General features: G+C 68.5%; 19 protein-coding genes. 10 read left to right on the top strand and 9 right to left on the bottom strand.

The annotated features are described in order from the left end of the window. Positions 1-9 precede the first annotated feature (9 nt). Complete coding sequence (gene dapA / locus ACFO3J_RS17815) at positions 10-966, bottom strand: 4-hydroxy-tetrahydrodipicolinate synthase (protein WP_386430425.1); 957 nt, start codon at positions 964-966, stop codon at positions 10-12. Between the two features lie 561 nt (positions 967-1,527). Between dapA and ACFO3J_RS17820 the strand changes: the two genes are divergently transcribed. The 5 genes from ACFO3J_RS17820 (at position 1,528) to ACFO3J_RS17840 (ending at position 6,535) form a co-directional block, all read left to right on the top strand. Next, entirely contained in the window at positions 1,528-2,406 is an 879-nt protein-coding gene (locus tag ACFO3J_RS17820; RefSeq protein ID WP_386430426.1) for a TauD/TfdA dioxygenase family protein, read from the top strand. A gap of 10 nt (positions 2,407-2,416) precedes the next feature. Next, entirely contained in the window at positions 2,417-3,247 is an 831-nt protein-coding gene (locus tag ACFO3J_RS17825; protein WP_386430427.1) for a pyrroline-5-carboxylate reductase family protein, read from the top strand. Positions 3,248-3,333: 86 nt separating this feature from the next. Then, positions 3,334-4,140 (top strand): methyltransferase, encoded by an 807-nt coding sequence (locus tag ACFO3J_RS17830; protein WP_386430428.1) that lies wholly within the window; start codon positions 3,334-3,336, stop codon positions 4,138-4,140. Then, positions 4,124-5,296 carry an N-methyl-L-tryptophan oxidase gene (solA, locus tag ACFO3J_RS17835; protein WP_386430429.1) on the top strand — a complete coding sequence of 391 codons (1,173 nt, stop codon included), beginning with the start codon at positions 4,124-4,126 and terminating at the stop codon, positions 5,294-5,296. Before ACFO3J_RS17830 ends, solA begins: the two co-directional genes overlap by 17 nt. Positions 5,297-5,326: 30 nt before the next feature. Beyond that, positions 5,327-6,535 (top strand): MFS transporter, encoded by a 1,209-nt coding sequence (locus tag ACFO3J_RS17840; protein ID WP_386430430.1) that lies wholly within the window; start codon positions 5,327-5,329, stop codon positions 6,533-6,535. 106 nt (positions 6,536-6,641) lie between these two features. On the opposite strand, the gene ACFO3J_RS17845 is transcribed toward ACFO3J_RS17840, so the two are convergent. Beyond that, positions 6,642-8,153: a GMC family oxidoreductase gene (locus ACFO3J_RS17845; RefSeq protein ID WP_386430431.1), complete on the bottom strand. Its 1,512-nt coding sequence runs from the start codon at positions 8,151-8,153 to the stop codon at positions 6,642-6,644. 704 nt (positions 8,154-8,857) lie between these two features. On the opposite strand from ACFO3J_RS17845, the gene ACFO3J_RS17850 reads away from it, so the two are divergent. Continuing rightward, on the top strand, positions 8,858-9,202 hold the full coding sequence (locus tag ACFO3J_RS17850; protein WP_386430432.1) for a hypothetical protein: 345 nt from the start codon (positions 8,858-8,860) through the stop codon (positions 9,200-9,202). A gap of 171 nt (positions 9,203-9,373) precedes the next feature. Further along, positions 9,374-10,354 (top strand): NAD-dependent protein deacetylase, encoded by a 981-nt coding sequence (locus tag ACFO3J_RS17855; protein ID WP_386430433.1) that lies wholly within the window; start codon positions 9,374-9,376, stop codon positions 10,352-10,354. A 119-nt stretch (positions 10,355-10,473) separates the two neighbouring features. On the opposite strand, the gene ACFO3J_RS17860 is transcribed toward ACFO3J_RS17855, so the two are convergent. Both ACFO3J_RS17860 and ACFO3J_RS17865 read right to left on the bottom strand, forming a co-directional pair. Next, positions 10,474-11,448: a hypothetical protein gene (locus ACFO3J_RS17860; protein WP_386430434.1), complete on the bottom strand. Its 975-nt coding sequence runs from the start codon at positions 11,446-11,448 to the stop codon at positions 10,474-10,476. Further along, positions 11,445-12,050, bottom strand: a complete 606-nt coding sequence (locus tag ACFO3J_RS17865; RefSeq protein WP_386430435.1) for an RNA polymerase sigma factor — start codon at positions 12,048-12,050, stop codon at positions 11,445-11,447. Before ACFO3J_RS17865 ends, ACFO3J_RS17860 begins: the two co-directional genes overlap by 4 nt. A 283-nt stretch (positions 12,051-12,333) precedes the next feature. Here ACFO3J_RS17865 and ACFO3J_RS17870 point away from each other — a divergent pair, with 283 nt between their 5' ends. Further along, positions 12,334-12,609 (top strand): hypothetical protein, encoded by a 276-nt coding sequence (locus ACFO3J_RS17870; RefSeq protein ID WP_386430436.1) that lies wholly within the window; start codon positions 12,334-12,336, stop codon positions 12,607-12,609. 83 nt (positions 12,610-12,692) lie between these two features. Here ACFO3J_RS17870 and ACFO3J_RS17875 read toward each other — a convergent pair whose 3' ends face one another. Beyond that, positions 12,693-12,938: a hypothetical protein gene (locus ACFO3J_RS17875; RefSeq protein ID WP_386430437.1), complete on the bottom strand. Its 246-nt coding sequence runs from the start codon at positions 12,936-12,938 to the stop codon at positions 12,693-12,695. 121 nt (positions 12,939-13,059) lie between these two features. On the opposite strand from ACFO3J_RS17875, the gene ACFO3J_RS17880 reads away from it, so the two are divergent. Continuing rightward, entirely contained in the window at positions 13,060-13,212 is a 153-nt protein-coding gene (locus tag ACFO3J_RS17880) for a hypothetical protein (RefSeq protein ID WP_386430438.1), read from the top strand. A gap of 14 nt (positions 13,213-13,226) precedes the next feature. Here ACFO3J_RS17880 and ACFO3J_RS17885 read toward each other — a convergent pair whose 3' ends face one another. From ACFO3J_RS17885 to ACFO3J_RS17900, 4 genes are all read right to left on the bottom strand, one after another. Further along, a complete protein-coding gene (locus ACFO3J_RS17885) occupies positions 13,227-13,769 on the bottom strand; it encodes an RDD family protein (RefSeq protein ID WP_386430439.1) in 543 nt (180 codons plus the stop codon). A gap of 468 nt (positions 13,770-14,237) precedes the next feature. After that, the gene (locus tag ACFO3J_RS17890; RefSeq protein WP_386430440.1) at positions 14,238-15,500 is read right to left on the bottom strand and encodes a hypothetical protein; all 1,263 of its coding nucleotides are present in this window, start codon (positions 15,498-15,500) and stop codon (positions 14,238-14,240) included. Beyond that, entirely contained in the window at positions 15,493-16,632 is a 1,140-nt protein-coding gene (locus tag ACFO3J_RS17895; RefSeq protein ID WP_386430441.1) for an alkaline phosphatase D family protein, read from the bottom strand. Before ACFO3J_RS17895 ends, ACFO3J_RS17890 begins: the two co-directional genes overlap by 8 nt. After that, complete coding sequence (locus ACFO3J_RS17900; RefSeq protein ID WP_386430442.1) at positions 16,586-17,032, bottom strand: PhoD-like phosphatase N-terminal domain-containing protein; 447 nt, start codon at positions 17,030-17,032, stop codon at positions 16,586-16,588. Before ACFO3J_RS17900 ends, ACFO3J_RS17895 begins: the two co-directional genes overlap by 47 nt. A gap of 155 nt (positions 17,033-17,187) precedes the next feature. Between ACFO3J_RS17900 and ACFO3J_RS17905 the strand changes: the two genes are divergently transcribed. After that, a complete protein-coding gene (locus ACFO3J_RS17905) occupies positions 17,188-18,264 on the top strand; it encodes a hypothetical protein (RefSeq protein WP_386430443.1) in 1,077 nt (358 codons plus the stop codon). The last annotated feature ends 26 nt before the right edge of the window (positions 18,265-18,290 follow it).

Here is an 18,290-nt window from a genome sequence, read left to right on the forward strand (position 1 = left end):
CGCGTGAGTTCAGTGCGCGGGGTCGCGGGGCAGCCGCTCGCGAACCGCCGCGAGCAATCCCGGCGTGGCGGGAGCCAGCGGCAACCGGCACTCGGCCGACGAGATGATCCCTTGCTCCGCGAGCCACGCCTTGAGGGGGACCGGGTTCGGCTCGTTGAAAAGCAGGGGGATCCAGGGGCTCAGCTGGTTCCAGGCGCTCAGCGCGTCCTCGCGACGCCCGTCGGCGAGGTCGCGGTAGACCTTGACGAAGCGTTCCGGCAGCACATGGGCGGAGGCCAGGATGCCGCCGGCTCCTCCCAGGGCGACGCACGCGAAGAACAGATGGTCCTCGCCGGTCATGACGGCCAGCCGCTCCGATCCTTCGCGGATCAGCTCCATGCTCTGCTTGATGTCGCCGGACGAGTCCTTGACACCGACGACGTTGGAGTGCCGCTCGGCGAGAGCCAGCAGGGTGCTGTTCTCCAGGTTGACGCCGGTGCGGTACGGGATGTTGTAGACGATGACCGCGCGGTCGGTCTGCCGGGCCACGGCATCGAAGTGGGCGCTCAGCCCTGCCTGGGAGGGCCGGTTGTAGTAGGGAGCGGCGACGAGGTACCCGTCGACGGACAGCTTGTCGTAGCTCGCGATGTCCGCCGCGACCGACCGCGTGTCATTCCCTGAGACGCCCAGATAGACGGGCAGGGCGCCGTCCAGCTCACCGGCGACATGCTCCACGACAAGCTGGACCTCGCTGCCGGAGAGCACGGGTGACTCACCCGTGGTGCCCGCCAGCACCACCCCGGTGATTCCCGTCGCACGGTAGCGGGCGACGAGTTGAGTCAGCGACTTCTCGTCCACCTTCCCGTCCGAGAAAGGAGTCACGAGGGGCAGAATAACGCCGCTGACGTGCTGCTTGGTGATGGTCACGCATACTCCCTGTCTTGATGCGATCAAGTCACGAGTGATGCTAGTGGTCTGCCCCACCATGCCGCGCTAAGAGACCTGACACTTCGTAACCAGGGCGGCGTCGTTCAGGCGGTGCGGGCACCAGCCGCCACTGATGACCTACCCGGCCGTTCCGCGTTGGACAGGACGCGGGCCACCGCGCGCGGCCGTGACCCGATCCGCCGGATCAAGCCGCCGCCGTCACCGGCATCACGTTCCCACACGCGGTGCGGACCGTCCAGATCGTGCCTCTCTGACGGATAGTCACCAACGGCGAGGTCGCTCCGGAACGCGTAGTTGGGTAACCGGTCCACCAGATCACGGACCCCGTATACGCCGAGGGCGCCTCCCGCGTACGCACCGGCACCGCTATACGTGTCATGGACTCTGCGCAACATGGCTTCGGCGCGATTAGACATCGCGTGATCAACCAGGACATCTCACCTGAACGACGCGGCCCTGAGTTTCAAACTTCTTGACATCGTCCCGATCGTACGAAGAGAGTAATGCCTGATTTGCACACGGCAACGTATCACGGCGCTGATCAAGATCCACACCTCGATCGTGAACCTCCCTGTCGAAGATTCTCTTTGGAGGAAGTCCGTGCCGCTCAATCTGAAGCCGCTGCATCCACTCTTCGTCGTGGAGGTCACCGGAGTTGACCTCACCGCTCCGATGTCGGACGAGGAGTTCCATGAGATCCATGAGGCATTCGAGCGGTTCAGCATCCTCGTCTTCCGCGACCAGCCCCTCAGCGACGAACAGCAACTCGAGTTCACCAAGAGGTTCGGCCCCATCGAGACGGCGCCCAACTACGCCGGCAATGCCCTCCGGCTGAGGAACGAGTTCACCGACATCTCCAACCTGGACAGCGAGGGCAATGTCGTCGACCCCGAGGACCGGCTCGCGAGATACAACCTCGGCAACCAGCTGTGGCACACCGACAGTTCGTTCAAGGCGGTGCGTGCCAAGTGCTCTCTTCTGTCGGCACGCGAGATCCCGGAGAGCGGCAGCGCGACGCAGTACGCGGATATGCGGTCGGCCTACGAGGCCCTCCCCGACGAGCGCAAGCAGCAAGTCGACAAGCTCGTGGCGGAGCACAGCATAGCCCACTCGAGAAGCCTCATCGGATTCGACAGCTTCAACGATGACGTGGCGAAATCTCTCCCGCCGGTGCCACAGCGTTTGGTGGACCATCGCGAAAACGGGCGGTCCAACCTCTATCTGGCCTCCCACGCGTCCCACATCGTCGGCCGGCCCGTCGACGAGGGGCGGAGCCTGCTCGCCGAGCTCATCGAATTCGCGACGCAGGAGCAATTCGTCTACACCCACGACTGGGCTGTCGGCGATCTGGTCGTGTGGGACAACCGATGTACCATGCACCGCGGGCGACCGTACGACATGTCACAACGCCGGGCCCTGCACCGAACAACGGTCTCAGACGTCAAGACCCCGTTCGATGCCGCGCTGGTCCAGGCCTAGGGGAGTGGCAATGTCGTCACGCGTCATCATCGTCGGCTGCGGGCACATGGGCCTGGCCATCGCGTACGGCCTGCTGGGGGCCGAGGACTCCGGGCAAGTGATCGCCGTCGAGCGGGACGCCGAACGAAGGACCCTGCTCCAGGGCGTCAAGGGACTCGTCGTCACCGATACGCTCACGCCCGAGCCGGGGGACCTGATCCTGCTCGCGATCCCCCCTCAGGACTTCGCGGATTTCGCCGCCGCCGAGAAGCACAAGTTCGACATCGCCACCCCCACGGTCTCCGTCATGGCAGGCGTCACGGTCGCGCACATCGCGCGATCACTGGGCACCGACGAGGTGGTCCGGGCGATCCCGAACACTCCGTCGGAGGTGTTCAGCGGGATGACCGTCTACTTCGCGGCGCCGTCCGTCTCGGACACCACCATGGAGCGGGCCACGTCGCTGCTGAGCTCGATCGGGAAGACCCTGCGGGTGCGGCGAGAGGAGCTGGTCGATGACGCGACCGCCATCTGCGGCGGCGGACCGGCGTTCGTCAGCTACCTGGTCGACGCGTTCTGCCAGTTCGCGGAATCCCGAGGTTTCTCCGATGCCGAGGGCAGGGACATGGCGACCCAGGTCTTCGCCGGCTCGGCATTGCTGATCTCCCGTAGCGAGAAGCCTGCTATGCAGCTCTGCCGCGAGGTGATGACACCGGGCGGAACGACCGAGCGCGGCATCGCCGTCTTCGACACCGCGCAGCTCAAGTCGACGATCACGGCCGCCCTGACAGCCTCGGCCAGCCGATCTCGTGAGCTCGCCGTGCTCGATGGCGTGACGCACCCCGAGACCTCGGAGTGCTAGGGGATTTGCCGGGGGCCGAGACGACATTCGCGACCCCCACCCGGGACGCCGTCTACACCGCGACGTTCGAGGGACATCGTTTTGAGTTGCTCGACCAGCGCCAGACCTTTCAGGTGAGCAGTGCCGGCCGGGCATTGGGCAAGTTCCTGGCCCAGCACCTGACCAAGGACGAGATCGCGGGCCGGGTGCTCGATCTCGGCACCGGCAGCGGAGCGATGGCACTCATGCTGCGGGCCATGGGAGCGACCTCGATCACAGCCACCGACATCTCGTTCACGGCTGTCGAGACCGCGCAGCGCAATGAGTTACTCAACTTCCCCGATTCCCGGATCGACTTCCAGGTCTCTGACGTCTTCGAGACCACGGACGGTCCGCTGACCGGCCCCTTCGATCTCGTCGTGTTCAATCCCCCGGGCTGGCGAAGCCCGTCCCCTGAGCTCAAGGCGCAGCTGGACACCTGCGCGGGAGCGCTGGATCTGGCCGCGATGTTCCACGGCGAGACGGTACTTCTGCGGTTCCTGGATCAGTTGGCGTCCCGCTTGGCACCGGGCGGCCGTGCCATCGTCGGGCTGAACTCGCTGGTGGGCGTGTCCGACGTGCTGGAGAGATCGAAGGCGGCCTACGTGAGGGTGGGCGGTGGCAAGCTCAAACTGCGGGTACTGGATCGCATTGAGCTCCCGCTACTGCTGTACACCGAGGAGTGGGCTTCGGTCCGCAGTGGGCTGCTGCGCGAGTTCGAGTCCCATCGGCGTCTCTACGGCGCTCAGTACGTCATCCGGGACGAAATGCTGTACTGGTACTACGAGATTACCGAACTCACCGTCGTGGACTCACCGGATCTGCCGCTCCGCCAACAGGGAATCGATGGTGCAGGGGATGAAGATGATCGGTGAGGGGTCCGGACGCCGGCGCTACGACGTGGTGGTCATCGGGCTCGGGATCATGGGATCCGCCGCTCTGGCTCACCTGGCCCGGCGGGGTATCGGCGTCCTCGGCATCGATGCGCACGGGCCCGCACACGTGCTGGGGTCCTCGCACGGTCAGACGCGCATCTTCCGACGCGCGTACTGGGAAGGGGAGGTGTTCCTGCCGCTGCTGGAACGCGCCCACGAGGGATGGCAGGAACTGCACGCCGCGAACGCCACGGGCGATCCCGTCATCCTCTCGGAGGGGGGCCTCTTCGTCGGGTCGGCGGATTCCCGTCTCGTCCGCGGCGCTCGGGACACCGCGTCAACCCACGGTGTGGCCCACGAGTATCTCGACGCGGACGACATACGACGCCGGTTTCCGGCCTTCCACGTCACCGACGACGAGGTCGCGATCCTCGAACCCGGCGCCATGATGCTGTCGGCTCAGACGGCGCGGTTCGGCTACTTGTCACAAGCTGTCCGGGACGGTGCTCATCTCACCTATGGGCGGCGCGCCCTGTCACTCACGAGCAACGAGACCTCGGTGACCATCCGGGGAGACGACTGGCAGTTGTCGTGCGGCAGTGTCGTCGTCGCGGCCGGCGGCTGGGCCCGGCAATTGCTGCCGAGGGATCTGTCCGATCAGATCACCCCCATGCGCATCCCCGTGTTCGAGCTTCCCGTGGCGGCCGGACATGAATCCAGCCACCAACCCGGGCGGTTCCCGGTGTTCCTGTTCGAGGACACCGGAGGAGCACTCGTCTACGGATTGCCCCCCTGGCGGGCCGGGGGCGGGGTGAGGGTGGGTTTCCACAACAGACAGCTCTCGCAGACCGACATGGACGCTCCGCGACAACCGCCGACGAACGCGGAACTCCACGACGTGTGGAAGAGCGTCAGCCGGCTGCTTCCCGGACTGCGGCCCGAGGGAAGTGGGACGGCCTGCGTCTATACGATGACCGCTGACGAGAGTTTTTTCGTGGCGCGGTCCAGCGAGTTCCGGAACGTCGCCTACGTCAGCGCGTGTTCCGGTCACGGCTTCAAGTTCGCACCAGCACTCGGGGAGGCCATGGCCGAGTTGGTCGTCGACGGACGTACCAGCGTCGACATCTCCGCCTTCGCCGCACGTACGGTGGCCTGATGCAGCGTACCGGCCGCGGATGGAGCGCAGATGAAATGGGCTGAGTTGTCGTTTCTCGGCGTCCGCGGGTTCAGTGCCGCGGCGTACTTTCTCCTGGTGCCCTTTCTCGCTCTCTGGCTCATCAACTCCCGAGGCCTGTCGGGCGAGGCCGCGGCAACGGTCGTAGCGCTGTGTCTCTTCTCCGGTCGGGTCGGAGGGATGGTGGCCGCACCGTTTCTGAGCAGGATCGACTTGCACCGCTCGGTCGTCACCGCCTACATAGCCGCCACCGCGACCGCATCGCTCATGGCGCTTTATCAGGGCGGAAATCCTGTCGTCTGGATTCTCCTCGGCTCTCTGCTGGGTCTGTCGTTCTCCTCGGCAACCGCCGCGCTCAAGGCCCTGGTAGTAGTCGCTTATTCTTCCGAACAACGGCTCTGGGCATTCTCACGGCTCAACCTCGCCGTCAATGCGGGTGCACCAGCCGGTATCGCGGCGGGCGGCTACCTCATGGCTCACTCCCCCGGGCTGTTCGCCTGGAGCGCCGCCGGACTGTACGCTGCCGCACTCATCCTGCTCAAACTCGTCCCCAAAGCCTCCGAGAGACAGGACCAGTCGCCGTCGGACGCCCCGGCAGCCGGCGGCAGACTGGCTTTCGGTTTCTTCCTGTTCTTCACGAGCATCACCTGGGTGGCTTACTCACAAGTCTTCGACGTGCTGCCCACGTTCTCGGCCGATCATGTGGGGACGCAGTCGATCTCGTATCTGTTCATCGTCAACTCGGTCATGATCATCGTCCTGCAGACCCCGATCACGGCCGCGGTCGAGTACCTCAGGAAACGCGGTCCCGGCCCTGCGGCCGGGACCATCCTTCCGGGAGTGCACCTCGCGCTGGGGATCTCGATCCTCATGTTCGGCTTCACCGGCCACGCCTCGATGATCGTCGCCTACGGCGCCATGACGATCTTCACCCTCACCGAGTTGGTCTGGGGACCGGCCTACGATTCGATCGTTCCCCGTCTCAAGGGGCGTATAACGCCTTTTGCGGCCTATGGGATCGCCGGCGCGGTACGAGGCGGAGCAGAGTCTCTCGGCTCGTGGGTCGGAATCGCGACGGCCACCTCTGCCGTCGTCGCATGGCCGAGCAGTGCCCTTCTCTTCTGGGTCTCTGCCGGGGGTCTGGTCGTCGTGGCCACTTATTTTCTCTGGGTGGGCACGACCGAGCGCACGATGAACGCCCGGGTCGAGGTTCCCGCGTGATGCCGGGACCGCGCTGACGACCGCGCCTGGGGCAGGGAGCCGATGGAAGCCGGACAGCTGCGTCGGGCTGGAGTGCTCCTCCCGGCCGGTCCGCTCCTCCCGCCGGTCAGGCGGGTGACGACTTCAGCCGGTCCGCCATCCGCTCGGCGATCATGAGTACGGTGAGCAGCGGGTTGCCCCGGACGACCTCGGGCATGACCGACTGGTCGATGACCCGCAGTCCCTCGGTGCCCAGGACTCGGCAGTCGGGATCGACGACGGTGGTCGCGTCGTCGGGGGAGCCCATCCGGACCGTCGTGGCCACGTGGTGGCTGGCGAAGGTGGCGGCCGGCAGTTGGTCGATCGTCGGCAGGGCTGGGCTGTCGGCCAGGATGTTCTTGAACGCGCGATGGTTGACCAGCTCACCGACCTTCTCCAGGCCGTCCCGCGCGCGCAGCCGGTCGCTCTCGTCGGTGAGCATGCGCAGTTCCGCCAGCGGGCCGGCCAGCGGATCGCGCGAGGTGAAGACGAGCTTGCCGCGGCTGACGGCGTGCATCTGCCAGATGCAGACGCCGGGAAGGCCCAGCCAGCCATTGTTCGGGATGATCATCATATCGTTGTCACCGGCGCCCGCCAGGCCCGAGGAGTAGCGCCAGGTCACGTTCACCGGGCGCCCGAAGGGGCTCGCCGCCTTCTCCAACGGGATCGGCAGGGGCAGCACGATAAAGGGGTGCTCGGTCAGTTCCTGCCCCACGGGCAGGTCCACCACATGATCGATGCCGAGGTGGGCCAGATCGTCGCCGGATCCGATGCCGGACCGGACGAGAAGCGCCGGGGAGAGGGTCCCGCCCGCGGCGAGGATCACTTCACCGCCCGCGGCGACCGGGATGCTCTCACCGCCCGCCAACTCCACACCCACTGCCCGGGTCCCACCGGGGGCGAAGGTCACACGGTCCACCAGGACCTCGCTCCTGATGGTCAGATTGGTCCGGCCGCGGGCCGGCTCCAGATATCCGTCGCTCACCGCCACCCGCTTGCCCGCGCGGATGTGCATGGCGAACGGTGACAGGCCGGTCGCCCCGGGCGCGTTGGTGTCGTCGTGCCAGACGACCCCGAGATCCCGCGCCGCGTCGTGGAACGCGTGGTCGGCGCCGCCCCAGTGCTCTCTCGGCTCGCGGAAGATCGGCAGCGGACCGCCCTTCCCGTGGTGGGGAGCGTCCGGGAAGTCCAGGTCGTCCTCCAGTTTGATGTACCAGGGGAGGACTTCGTCGAAGGACCACCCTTCGGCGCCCAAGGCGACCCACCGGTCGAAGTCATTCCGTACGCCACGGATCGAGAAGAGCCCGTTGACCTGCGAGGTTCCGCCGATACCGCGCCCCGCCTGGAACGGGATCGGGTCGAGCGACGGGTGGACACGGGCCCGGAGGCTGTGCCACCAGAAGTCCGGATGGGCATTCATGTCCAAATCGAATCGGCGGCCACGGAAATTCGCGGGACGATTTTCGGGGCGCGTGTCCTTTCCTGCCTCAAGGAGTAATACATTGGCTGATGAATTCTCGGACAGACGGGCAGCAAGCACGGATCCGGCAGCTCCCCCGCCGACAATTATGTAGTCCCAACCGCCGAATAAGTCAGTCACTGCCCCTACCTTTCGCCGATTCCGCTACCTGGACCGACGCTATGGGCGGGTGCCCCCCTAACGGCAACCCCTATATCCACGTCCGGGTCAGCCCCGGAAGCGGGGGCGAACAACACGGCGGGCATAAGCTGAGGTCGGAGCCGTCTGCGCGCGTCCACCCGCCGGAAATACGGCCGCCGAAGCTCCGAACACCCCTGAGACCTTATTCAGCCATCATCTCACTTCACTCCGTTTAGGACAGCAGCATCGGGCACCCGAAACCGAGCAGGCGAGAGCGCCTCCGTGCCGAGGCCACACACAGGAGGTCAGGAAAATCGCACGGAAACACATGGCGGAAAAGGGCGCCGCGGCCGAATCCCTGCGTGTGACCGTCATTCAACAATGTGGGCGCTCGCCGCACGCCTGAGGCGCCGACCGCTCGGCTTGCCCTCCGCGGTCCCGGGTCCGAGATCCCGCCAGGCGCCGCAGTGGCGTCGGGCCGAGGGTCGCCGACCGGGCCGTATGTGCGGGTTGACCTGGGCCGACCGCCCCTCCCCGGGGTCCGCTTGACACTTTACGGCGTTGCGCTAGTGTTTGTGGTGGTGCAATTACACAGTGTTCAGAAGTCAACCACCGTGCAGGCGCCTTGAGCCCGAAGCACGCGCCGGACTGCGGCAGCAGCTCGCGCGAGGCTCTATCTCGTTATATTCGGAAGGAACCTACCTATGAGCAACGTCACCGAGATCGTCGAGACCTACTTCAAGGCCTGGAACGACTTCGACGCCGACAGCCGCAAGGCGACCCTTGAGTCGATTTTCGCCAAGCAGGCGAAGATCATCGACCCTGACTGGGTCGCCGAGGACCGCGACGCCATCGTGGGGGCGATCGCAGCCGCCCGCGAGAAGCTGGGCGACCTCCCGCTGGACCTGACCACGATCATCGGCTCGCACAACGACGCGGCGCTCTACACCTGGCACCTCGGCCCCGCGGCCGAACCGATCGCCAAGGGGTACGGCATTCTGCACCTCAGCGACGGGGTCATCGAGGTCGCTTACAACTTCTTCGGCTGACACCCCGGGCGGCAGCCCGCGACAGCCACGGCAGTAAGGGCCAGACGCGGCAACCGCGTCTGGCCCATGTCGATTTCCGGGGGCCGGTGAAGCCCGACCCGTCCGCGGATCGAGGTGGCCGTCACCGGTGACGGAGGCAGGGGATACGGCCGGGAGGCGTACGCTGCTGAGATGGATATCGGTACCGTGACCGGTCCGGCTGGCCAGAGCCCCCACGCCCCTCCTGCTCCCGGTGAGGGGATCAAGGAGCCCGAGGAGAACAGCCTCGGCGGACGGAACGCGCCTCCGATCCGCGGGACGACGGGCAGCGCCGCGTCCAGGCCGGACGACGGTGCCGAGGCGCTGGTCCGGTTCCTGGCCGGGCGGCGTTCGGCGGTCGTCCTCAGTGGGGCGGGGCTCTCCACGGAATCGGGTATCCCGGACTACCGCGGGGTCACCGGCCGCCGGCGGCCGTCCGTACCGATGACCTTCCAGGAGTTCACCGCGGACGAGGCGAACCGTCGCCGCTACTGGGCTCGCAGTCATCTGGGCTGGCGGGCCATCGCGCAGGCCCGGCCCAACTCCGGTCATCTGGCCGTGACACGTCTGATGCGCTCGGGCTTCGTCTCCGGGGTGATCACCCAGAACGTCGACGGCCTGCACAGCGCCGCCGGAGCCCCTGAGACGATCGACCTGCACGGCAGACTCGACCGCGTCATGTGCCTCGACTGCGGCGAGCGCAGCGCCCGTACGCGCCTGGACGAACGACTGGCCCAAGCCAACCCCGGCTTCCGCGACATCGCGGCCGACACCAACGCGGACGGGGACGCCGAACTCCCGGCCGCCCGCTCGGCGGAGTTCCGCGTCGTGGCCTGCGAGGCGTGCCGCGTCGGAACACTCAAGCCCGACGTGGTCTTCTTCGGGGAGAACGTGCCCGCCGAGCGCGTTCAGCGGTGCTACGACCTGGTCGACGCGTCGTTCGCCCTGCTGGTCCTGGGCTCCTCCCTCACCGTGATGTCCGGGCTGCGCTTCGCCCGGCGCGCAGCGCGCCAGGGCACTCCGGTGGCGATCGTCAACCAGGGCCCCACCCGGGGGGACGCACTCGCCGCCCTCCGGCTCGACCTGCCGCTCGGACAGACCCTCACCGCCCTCGCCGACCGTCTCGGCGCTTGACGGAGTCCGCGCTGCCGGGGTTCGGTGCGGTCGGCCCGTGACCTCCTTGGCCTGGGCACAGCAGTGTCCGGCCAACGGCCTCATGCCGGTGAGGAAAAGGGCGACACGGTCGCGCCGGATCAGCTGAGCTTGTCGACCCAGCCGGAGGACAGGTACGTGGTGGTGCTGAGGTGCTGGACCCTCCCCTGTGACCCCTTCGGATAGGTGACGATCTTGAGGTGCTCCTGGAGGAGAACGCCGGTGCGAGGGTCGATCAGCAGCTGTTCGGTCGCCCGCGCGGTGGCCGGGCCGAACTGCTCGTTGTAGGTGACGCTGATCGACGTACCCTTGCGTCCCCGGCTGTCCCGCGCGGCGCCGTCGAGGCGGATCCCCGGAGTGGTGGCCAGCACCCTGTAGAGCGCGGCGCGCAGTTTCGGGCTCGCCGGGGAGGTGGCCAGCAAGTCGGTGACGGTTCTCACCGTCTCACCGAAGTCCGTGCCGGTCAGTCGCGTCCGCAGCGCCGCGGTACTGGTCGGCAGCTGGTTCAGCTGGTCCCAAGTCACCACGGCCCGGCCCGTTCCCCAACGCCACTGCCCTCGGTACTCGGAATACCACGACGTGATCATACCCGCCTTGTTGGGATTCAGGATCCTGTCGCGGGCCTTCTCCCGGTCGACAAACATGACATCCCGCACCTCCGCCGTGCCCGGGACGAGGCTGGCGGTGAACACCCTCCAGTACTTTCCGCTGTGCTGGACGCCTGTTGCCGCGTGCTGCGCGGTCTCATCCAAGAACGCGGCCGCCGACGCGTCCGCCGCTGTCCCGCCACCCCCGAAGTCCACAACGGGGAGGACCGCGAGGCCGGTGGCGACCGCGGCCGCTGCCGCGCCCGTGACGATCCAGCGGCGCGGGCCCCGCAGCCGGGGCCGGGTGGCCGGGACGACGGCCGCCTCCTCTTCGCGCTCGACGGCGGCCCGCAGTACGGCCCGCACGTCGGCGAGGGCGGTGGCGGACGGCGGGGCGACCTCGCGAGCGGCAGTCAGCGCGGCCAGCTCGGGGCAGCCGGCGGTGCCGCCGGGGTGGCCCGGGAGCCGGTGCTGTTCGTCGGTGCTCATGCGAGTTCTCCTGTCAGGGTGGTGAGGGAGGGCTGGTCGAGGGCTTCGCGCAGTCGGGTGCGGGCACGGTGCAGCCGGGATCGGGCGGTGCCCTGCGGAATCCCCACCACGGCTGCGGCCTCCGCGGGGGTGAGTTGTTCCCAGGCCACGAGCAGCAGCAACTCCCGCTCCACGTAGGGGAGTCCGGCCAGGGTGCTGCGGATCAGCGGGCCCACAGCCGCCGCGTCCAACCGCTGGTCCACGGCCTGCCACGGGTCGGCGACGGGCTCGGGCCCGGGCCCGGGCGGACCGGCCACCTCGGCGTCCCGCCAGTGCGCGGCCAGCACGTGCCGGGCCACGCCGAACAGCCAGCCGCGGACCGTACCGCGCGCCGGGTCGAAGCCGGACCGACCCGCGAAGGCCCGCAGCCACACCTCGGACAGCAGATCATCGGCGGCGGCCGGCGCGCGCCGGGCCAGATAGCCGTGCAGCGCGGTCGAATGCCGCTCGACCAGTGGTTCGAACGCCGTCGGCTCCCGGGCGGACCGGCTCAGCAGATCGGCGTCGTCACCTTCGGGCGGCTCGTGGCCGCCGCTGTCCCCCTGTTTGCGCAGGATCCTCATTCGCCCTCCCTCGCAGACCGGTCGGGTCCGGCCTCACCCCCTACTTGCGCCCCCGGGGCCCAAGCGTTCGGGACCGCTTGGGCCACTCCGGCTTCCGTCTCGGCGGGGCCGATCGTCCCTGCGGACGATCCGGGCCGGTTCTTCGTCCGAATCCCGATCAGCGCGCCGGGATGCGGCATAAACTGCCGCACGCCCCAGGACCGGCCACAAACCCGGAGGTCGCATTGCCCCCGAACCACCAGCGTCTGCCGCGCCGATGAGGACACGGTGGGAGTACCTCATCGTGAGCGAGGAGTGGAGCCTGGTCGTCCCGGACGGCGAGGGCTCGGCCGAGTGGGCGACGACTTTGCGTGTGGCCCCGCCGGGCGCCTCGAACTGGGAAGAGGTCTCTTCGGAGCCGTGGGCACACGCGCTCGCCCGGTTCGGCGCCGAAGGCTGGGAACTGGTCACCGCGACGCTTCCCGAATCCGCCGAGATGGGATCACCGGAGGGAAGAGGCCTGGCGAAGACAGTCACGTCCGTGAGAGCCCAGTACACGTTCAAGCGCCCCGTCGAGTAGGCCGTCCTACCGTCGCGCGCACCGTCCCCGGACAGCAGCCCCGGACGCGGGGGGCCGCGAGCCCGGTGCCAGGCCGTCGTTGCTCATTTGCGCCGTTGGTCGATGTACTCGCGGGCGCCGGCCTTGCGCATCATCTCGGGTCCCTTTCCGTCCACCAGCGTGGGATGAACGCGCCGGACGTAGTCCGCCTGGCCCTCCAGGGACCGGCGAAGCGCGCGGAGCGACGCGGCGCTGTACGAGATGCCACCGCGCCGCTCGACGACGCCGGCCGCCAGCGCGAGGATCTCGACATCACATCTGAGGATGAATCCGCTGTCGCTGAGAGACACACCCGTACACCTTGCCTTTGCGGTAGGAGCGCGGGCGGCGGGCGCAGCGCGGTCCGGCCGCATCAGGCAGAACCGCGCGCCCCGTTGGCATCAGTTTTGGCCCTGCCGGGACAATGAGCCCATGAACTCAGCTCACTTCTCCTACTGGTACGTGATGGTCATGACCGTGGTCGTCGTGGTCCTTGCGGTCGGCATACCCCTGGCGAGACGGCGTGCCAAGCGCCGCACCCCGTCATCGCCGGCTCCACAGTGGTGGCGTGACGACCGCGCCTGAGCCGGGCAGCCGCCCTACGGCTTGATGACGACCGAGGAGACGATCTTGTCGGCGAACGTCTGCTTCTTCTTGTCCCACGCGGGCCACAGGAAGCCGAGGTAGCAGGGGATCACGTCCAGGATGTGCAGGATCTTGCGGCCGAGGGCCAGGCCGAAGCCGAGGACCTGACCGTTCGACTCGCGCAGGGTCCGGGTGCCGACTGCCTTCTTGCCGGGCGTCTGGCCGGTGGTGCCCTCCATGTACGCGAACAGCACGGTGATGACCAGGCTGACCAGGACCGACAACAGCGCTCCCGCGACCGCACGAACAATCAGGTACGGCACGAGGATGATGACGGAGTCGATCAGGTACGACAGGGCGCGCCAGCCCCAGTTGGCCAGCGGTGGCATGCCGGTGGGCTGCTGGCCATAGGCGTTCAGGTCCTGCGGGCCGCCGCCCGGGTAGGACGGAACACCGGGCTGGCCGTAGGCCTCCTGCGCGTACGGGTTGGACTGGCCGTACGGTCCGGGCTGTTCCCCCGGATTGCTGCCATAGGGGGATGGCGGGTTCTCACTCATGCCGGTGAGTAAAGCATCACGTAGGGCCAGGGTCATAGATGAATTGCGTACAACCTTCTGATCAGAAAGCAACAACCCTCGCGCCGCCGGGCCAACTCGACCACCCCGTGCTGGACGGCCGTCGAGGCGAACGCCGCCACCCGCGCCCGGACCGAGGGCTTCGGCGACTCGGTGGCCGCCTACCCGCTGGGGCGACCAGTTGCAGGGCAATGTGGACGGCGCGCTGCTGAAGCTGTGGAACCAGGTGGCCGGCAGCTGGGACCGCACCATCGCCACCCTGGCCGAACCGCGGCCCTGGTCTTCTGCGGCCGGCGGCGCACGGGTGTCCGGACGTCCGCATCCGGGTCGCCCCGCGGGGATGATCCGACAGAGGTGCCCGAGAACCGCGTTCTCGCGCGGTTCCGGAACCGTCGGTCGGATCACCCCACCCGGGGGCGGCCCGGCGGACGTCCGCGGAAGGAAAGGACGTCACCAGTCCGAGTCGGTCGCTCCCAGACTCATCAGGACCTGGTCGAAGCCGTTGCCGTCGTTGTCATCGGTGTACGACATCGAGAGCGTGCCGAACGGGGAGGAAGCCACGGCGAGTTGCTCCTGCCGACCGGTCGTGACCTGGCTGACGGACTGGGCCGGCAGCCGGCCGGCGAAGGTGCCGTCGGGGTTGAGGCCCCGGGCCCAGACCGCTGGATCGGTGCCGGCCACGCTCCAGCCGACCACGGCGTCGCGCTGGTCGTCGATGCCGACGGTGGGGTTGCCGGCTCCGGCTCCGCTGGAGATCTCGACCTCGGCCGAGCCGGCGGTGCCGGTCGCGGTGAACGACCGGGCCCAGACGCCACGGGTGCCGGTGTGATCGGACTCCCAGGCCACCGCGAAGTCGCCGTTGAAGTCGGCGGCCACGGCCGGGCGCTGCTGCTGCCCGCCGGCCAGGCTGTTGGCGCTGCGGCGGGTGAGGGTGACCGCCCCGTTCGCCTTGGCCAGCTTCACCAGACCGATCTGGTAGTAGCCGTTGTTGTCGGTGTCCTCGTCCCAGACCACGACGGCGTCGCCCGAGGCGGAGGTCGCGACGTCGGGGTTGTGGTGTGCGCCGCCGGCCGCGTTGACCGTCACCTCGTAGGCCTTCGTCGTGGTCCCGGTGAACCCGGCCGCCTTGACCGTCGCCGGCGCGGTGCCCTGGATGTCCTCCCACACCACGGAGAACGCGACCGCGGTGGTGCTGTTGGGCGCGCCGTCCGGATCGACGGCCACGCGCGGATGGATCTGCTGGCCGTCGGCGCTCGCGTTGGCCTGGCCGGAGCCGATGACCGCACCGGCCGGGGAGAGCACCCGGTAGGTGATGTTGTAGAACCCGTTGCCGTCCGGGTCCTCCGCCCACACGACGACGGCGTCGCCCCGGTCGTCGAGTCCCACGTCGGGCTGGAGATGCCGCCAGGCGGTGCCCGCGGTCCCGCCGGCCGAGAGCTTCTTCTCATAGGCCGACACGCCGTTGCGGAACATCCGCACCCACACATCGCTGTGCGTGTTGTCGTCCGGGTCGGTCGAGTCGCGGTCGTCCTCCCAGACCACCGCGACGTCGCCGAGGCGGTTGGCCGCGATCGAGGAGGAGTCCTGGTCACCGGCGGAGTCGCTGTTCGCGGTCACCCAGGACGAGGGCCCCGCCGCCGAGGCCGGGGCGACCATGGCAAGGACCGCGACGAAGCCGGCGACGGCCGCGCCGAGCAGTGAGAGCTTACGCATCGGCCAACCCCGGCTGTCCGTCGTGGATGATGAAGGTCCGGGCGGTGGTCGCCGCCGCACCGTGCTCGGTCACCGTCGCCACCGACCGGAAGTCGGCGGTGAGCTGCGACGGCGTGATGTGCGTGCGGACGTAGCCGCGCCGATCGGAGTAGAAGCGCAGATGCGGGTTGAGCGACCCGTTGGGGATCGCCGTGGTGGCGGTTCCGTTGCCGCCGCTGGTGATGGAGGTGCAGACGAGTTCGGAGCCGAACGTCGCCGACGCGGGATTGGCGTAGTCGGCCTTGAGGTTGTTGCCCCACGACGCGTGCACATCACCGGTGAGCACGACCGGGTTGCGTACGGCCCGGTCGATAATGCCCTGCTGGATCCGCGCCCGGCTGGCCCGGTACCCGTCCCAGGCATCCATGTTCATCGCGCCGGACGCGTTCACGTTGCGGGCGAAGAAGACCTGCTGGCCGATGAGGTCCCAGGTGCTCAGGTGCTGGCCGAGTCCGTCGAGCAGCCACGCCTCCTGCGTCGCGCCGGTGATCGAACGGCTGGGCAGATCGGCGTCGGCGCAGACCTTCGTCCCGTCGCCGCAGGCCTGGTCGTCGCGGAACTGGCGGGTGTCGAGCATGTGGAACGTGGCGAGGGTGCCCCAGCGGACCCGGCGGTAGAGCTGGATGCTGTTGCCGGAAGGCGTGGCCGCGGCCCGCAGCGGCATGTTCTCGAAGTAGGCCTGGTACGCGGCGGTGCGGCGCGCGGTCCACTGGGCCGCCGTCAGGACAGGGCTGTTGTCGGCGCGGACCATGTTGGCGTAGTTGTTCTCCACCTCGTGGTCGTCCGGCACCACCAGCCACGGCGCGATCGCGTGCGCGGCCTGCAGGTCCGGGTCGCTGTGGTAGAGCGCGTAACGGCGGCGATAGTCGGCCAGCGACACGATCTCGCTGCCCAGGTGCTGGCGCAGGGCGCCGGAGGTGGCGCCGCCCTCGTAGATGTAGTCGCCCAGGTGCAGGATCAGATCGGGGCGGTCGTCGGCCATACGGCGGTAAGCGGTGTAGTAGCCCTGCTCGTAGTGGGCGCACGAGGCGAAGGCCATCGTGAAGTCACGCCCGACCGTGCCCGGCGCCGGCGCGGTGCGGGTCCGGCCCACCGCGGAGATGAATCCCTGGGCCCGGAACCGGTAAGTACTCCGAGTCCGGGGCGAGTCCACCGGCCAGCACGTGCACCGAGTGGGCCTGGGCGTAGCGGGCGGTGAACGTACCGGAGCTGACCAGAGTGGTGAAGTTCTGGTTGGTCGACACCTGCCAGTCGACCGCGACGTCGGCGTTGGGCATGCCGCCCTGACCGTCCGCGTTGGTCGGGGTGGGAGCCAGACGCGTCCAGAGCACCACGCTGCTGTCGTCCGGTTCTCCGGAGGCGACGCCGAGCGTGAACGGGAAGGGAGTGGAGGCGGCGGCCGACGGCTGGGCGATCGCCCCGAGTTGGAGCGCGGCGGAGCCCGCGGTGGTGAGCCCGCCCAGGATGAAGATGCGGCGACTGAGGTTCTTCATGGTCGCCGATGCTCGCGGACGCAAGTGAACTTCCCCTCTTGCGATCGGGTCGATCAAGTGACGTGCCAGCGGCGCGAGTTGGTGAGTGTCAGTACGGCGGTCCGATGGCGTGCGGACCGACAGCCCAGGCGGAGCACGGTCACTAGAATGCGCTGATGCATAGTGACGTGATCGCGGCGCCCCTGTGGAGCGCCGGACGAGATGTGGTTGATCAGCTCCTGGACGCCCCGCTTGAGGTGGTCTGGCAAGCGGGTTTATCCGGCTACCACACCCGCGAAGCGCGGCTGATGGATGCGGGAGGGGCCGCCTGGCTGGTCTCCTCGGACCGCGGCGTGCTGACCCTGGGCGCCGGCGCGCCAAGCCTGCGCACGGATGCGGACTGGTGGCCGGTGCCGGTACGTTTCGTCGGCTCGGCGCATCCCGGCGGCCTGATGCTCGTGGACGACGACGCGGGCGTCTACCGCCTGACACCAGGGCAGGCGCCCGTGCCGGTGTGGGAGAGCGCGTACGCCCCGGACGCGTTGGGTGTGACCGGTCTTCCCGGTGGCCGGCTGCTGGTGGACGCGTTCGACGACTGGTCGTCGTCCACGATGGAGATGATCGACGAGGTGACCGGGCACATCATGTGGCGCAGCGGCGTCGTGGGGCCGGTGATGCCCGTAGGTGATCAGCTGGTCGGAGCCGCGGGCGAAGGGGGGCGCGACCTGGTGTCGCTGGATCTGGAGAGCGGCGAGGAGCGGTGGCGGAACCCGCGCGCGCTGACCATGGGCGGCGGCTTCATCGCGGTGGTCAACGGCGTGCTGTGGATCGAGGACACCCTCGAGGAAAGGGTGCGGGGGTTCGGCGTGGACTCCGGCCGGCCGGTGGAATCCATCGCGTTGCCCCGCCCGACGCGGCTGACGGGCGTCCTGGACCCCGGCGGCCGTCTGCACTCCGCCGACGAGCACGGCTGGCTCGTCGTGGACTTGGCACGCGGCCGCGTGGATTCCGACACGCGCTTCGAGAACGTCGGCATCGACAGGGTGCTCGCGGCGCGGACCGTACGCAGCGCCGACGGGCGCCTGGTGCTCGCCGACACCCGGGGGCAGATCTTCGTGGTGCACCCCGCGCACCCGCACCGACCCGAGCCGGTGACGACGTGCGCGCAGGTCGCGGGCATCGCGATCACGGCAGGACGGGTGGTCGTCCTGTCGTACGACGGGACTCTGACAGGCATCGGGGCACGCTCCTAGCGCCGGCCTCATGACGTCCGATCGGT

It is taken from the genome of Streptomyces polygonati (assembly GCF_042650325.1).
Taxonomy (GTDB): Bacteria; Actinomycetota; Actinomycetes; order Streptomycetales; family Streptomycetaceae; genus Actinacidiphila; species Actinacidiphila polygonati.

Bases quoted from the DNA above. Each gene is read 5' to 3' on its own strand.
- ACFO3J_RS17855 (WP_386430433.1), top strand. From the start codon at position 9,374: ATGGATATCGGTACCGTGACCGGTCCGGCTGGCCAGAGCCCCCACGCC.
- ACFO3J_RS17900 (WP_386430442.1), bottom strand. From the start codon at position 17,032: ATGAAGAACCTCAGTCGCCGCATCTTCATCCTGGGCGGGCTCACCACC.
- solA (WP_386430429.1), top strand. From the start codon at position 4,124: ATGAAGATGATCGGTGAGGGGTCCGGACGCCGGCGCTACGACGTGGTG.
- ACFO3J_RS17825 (WP_386430427.1), top strand. From the start codon at position 2,417: ATGTCGTCACGCGTCATCATCGTCGGCTGCGGGCACATGGGCCTGGCC.
- ACFO3J_RS17880 (WP_386430438.1), top strand. From the start codon at position 13,060: ATGAACTCAGCTCACTTCTCCTACTGGTACGTGATGGTCATGACCGTG.
- ACFO3J_RS17885 (WP_386430439.1), bottom strand. From the start codon at position 13,769: ATGAGTGAGAACCCGCCATCCCCCTATGGCAGCAATCCGGGGGAACAG.
- dapA (WP_386430425.1), bottom strand. From the start codon at position 966: ATGGTGGGGCAGACCACTAGCATCACTCGTGACTTGATCGCATCAAGA.
- ACFO3J_RS17860 (WP_386430434.1), bottom strand. From the start codon at position 11,448: ATGAGCACCGACGAACAGCACCGGCTCCCGGGCCACCCCGGCGGCACC.
- ACFO3J_RS17850 (WP_386430432.1), top strand. From the start codon at position 8,858: ATGAGCAACGTCACCGAGATCGTCGAGACCTACTTCAAGGCCTGGAAC.
- ACFO3J_RS17840 (WP_386430430.1), top strand. From the start codon at position 5,327: ATGAAATGGGCTGAGTTGTCGTTTCTCGGCGTCCGCGGGTTCAGTGCC.
- ACFO3J_RS17865 (WP_386430435.1), bottom strand. From the start codon at position 12,050: ATGAGGATCCTGCGCAAACAGGGGGACAGCGGCGGCCACGAGCCGCCC.
- ACFO3J_RS17905 (WP_386430443.1), top strand. From the start codon at position 17,188: ATGCATAGTGACGTGATCGCGGCGCCCCTGTGGAGCGCCGGACGAGAT.
- ACFO3J_RS17890 (WP_386430440.1), bottom strand. From the start codon at position 15,500: ATGCGTAAGCTCTCACTGCTCGGCGCGGCCGTCGCCGGCTTCGTCGCG.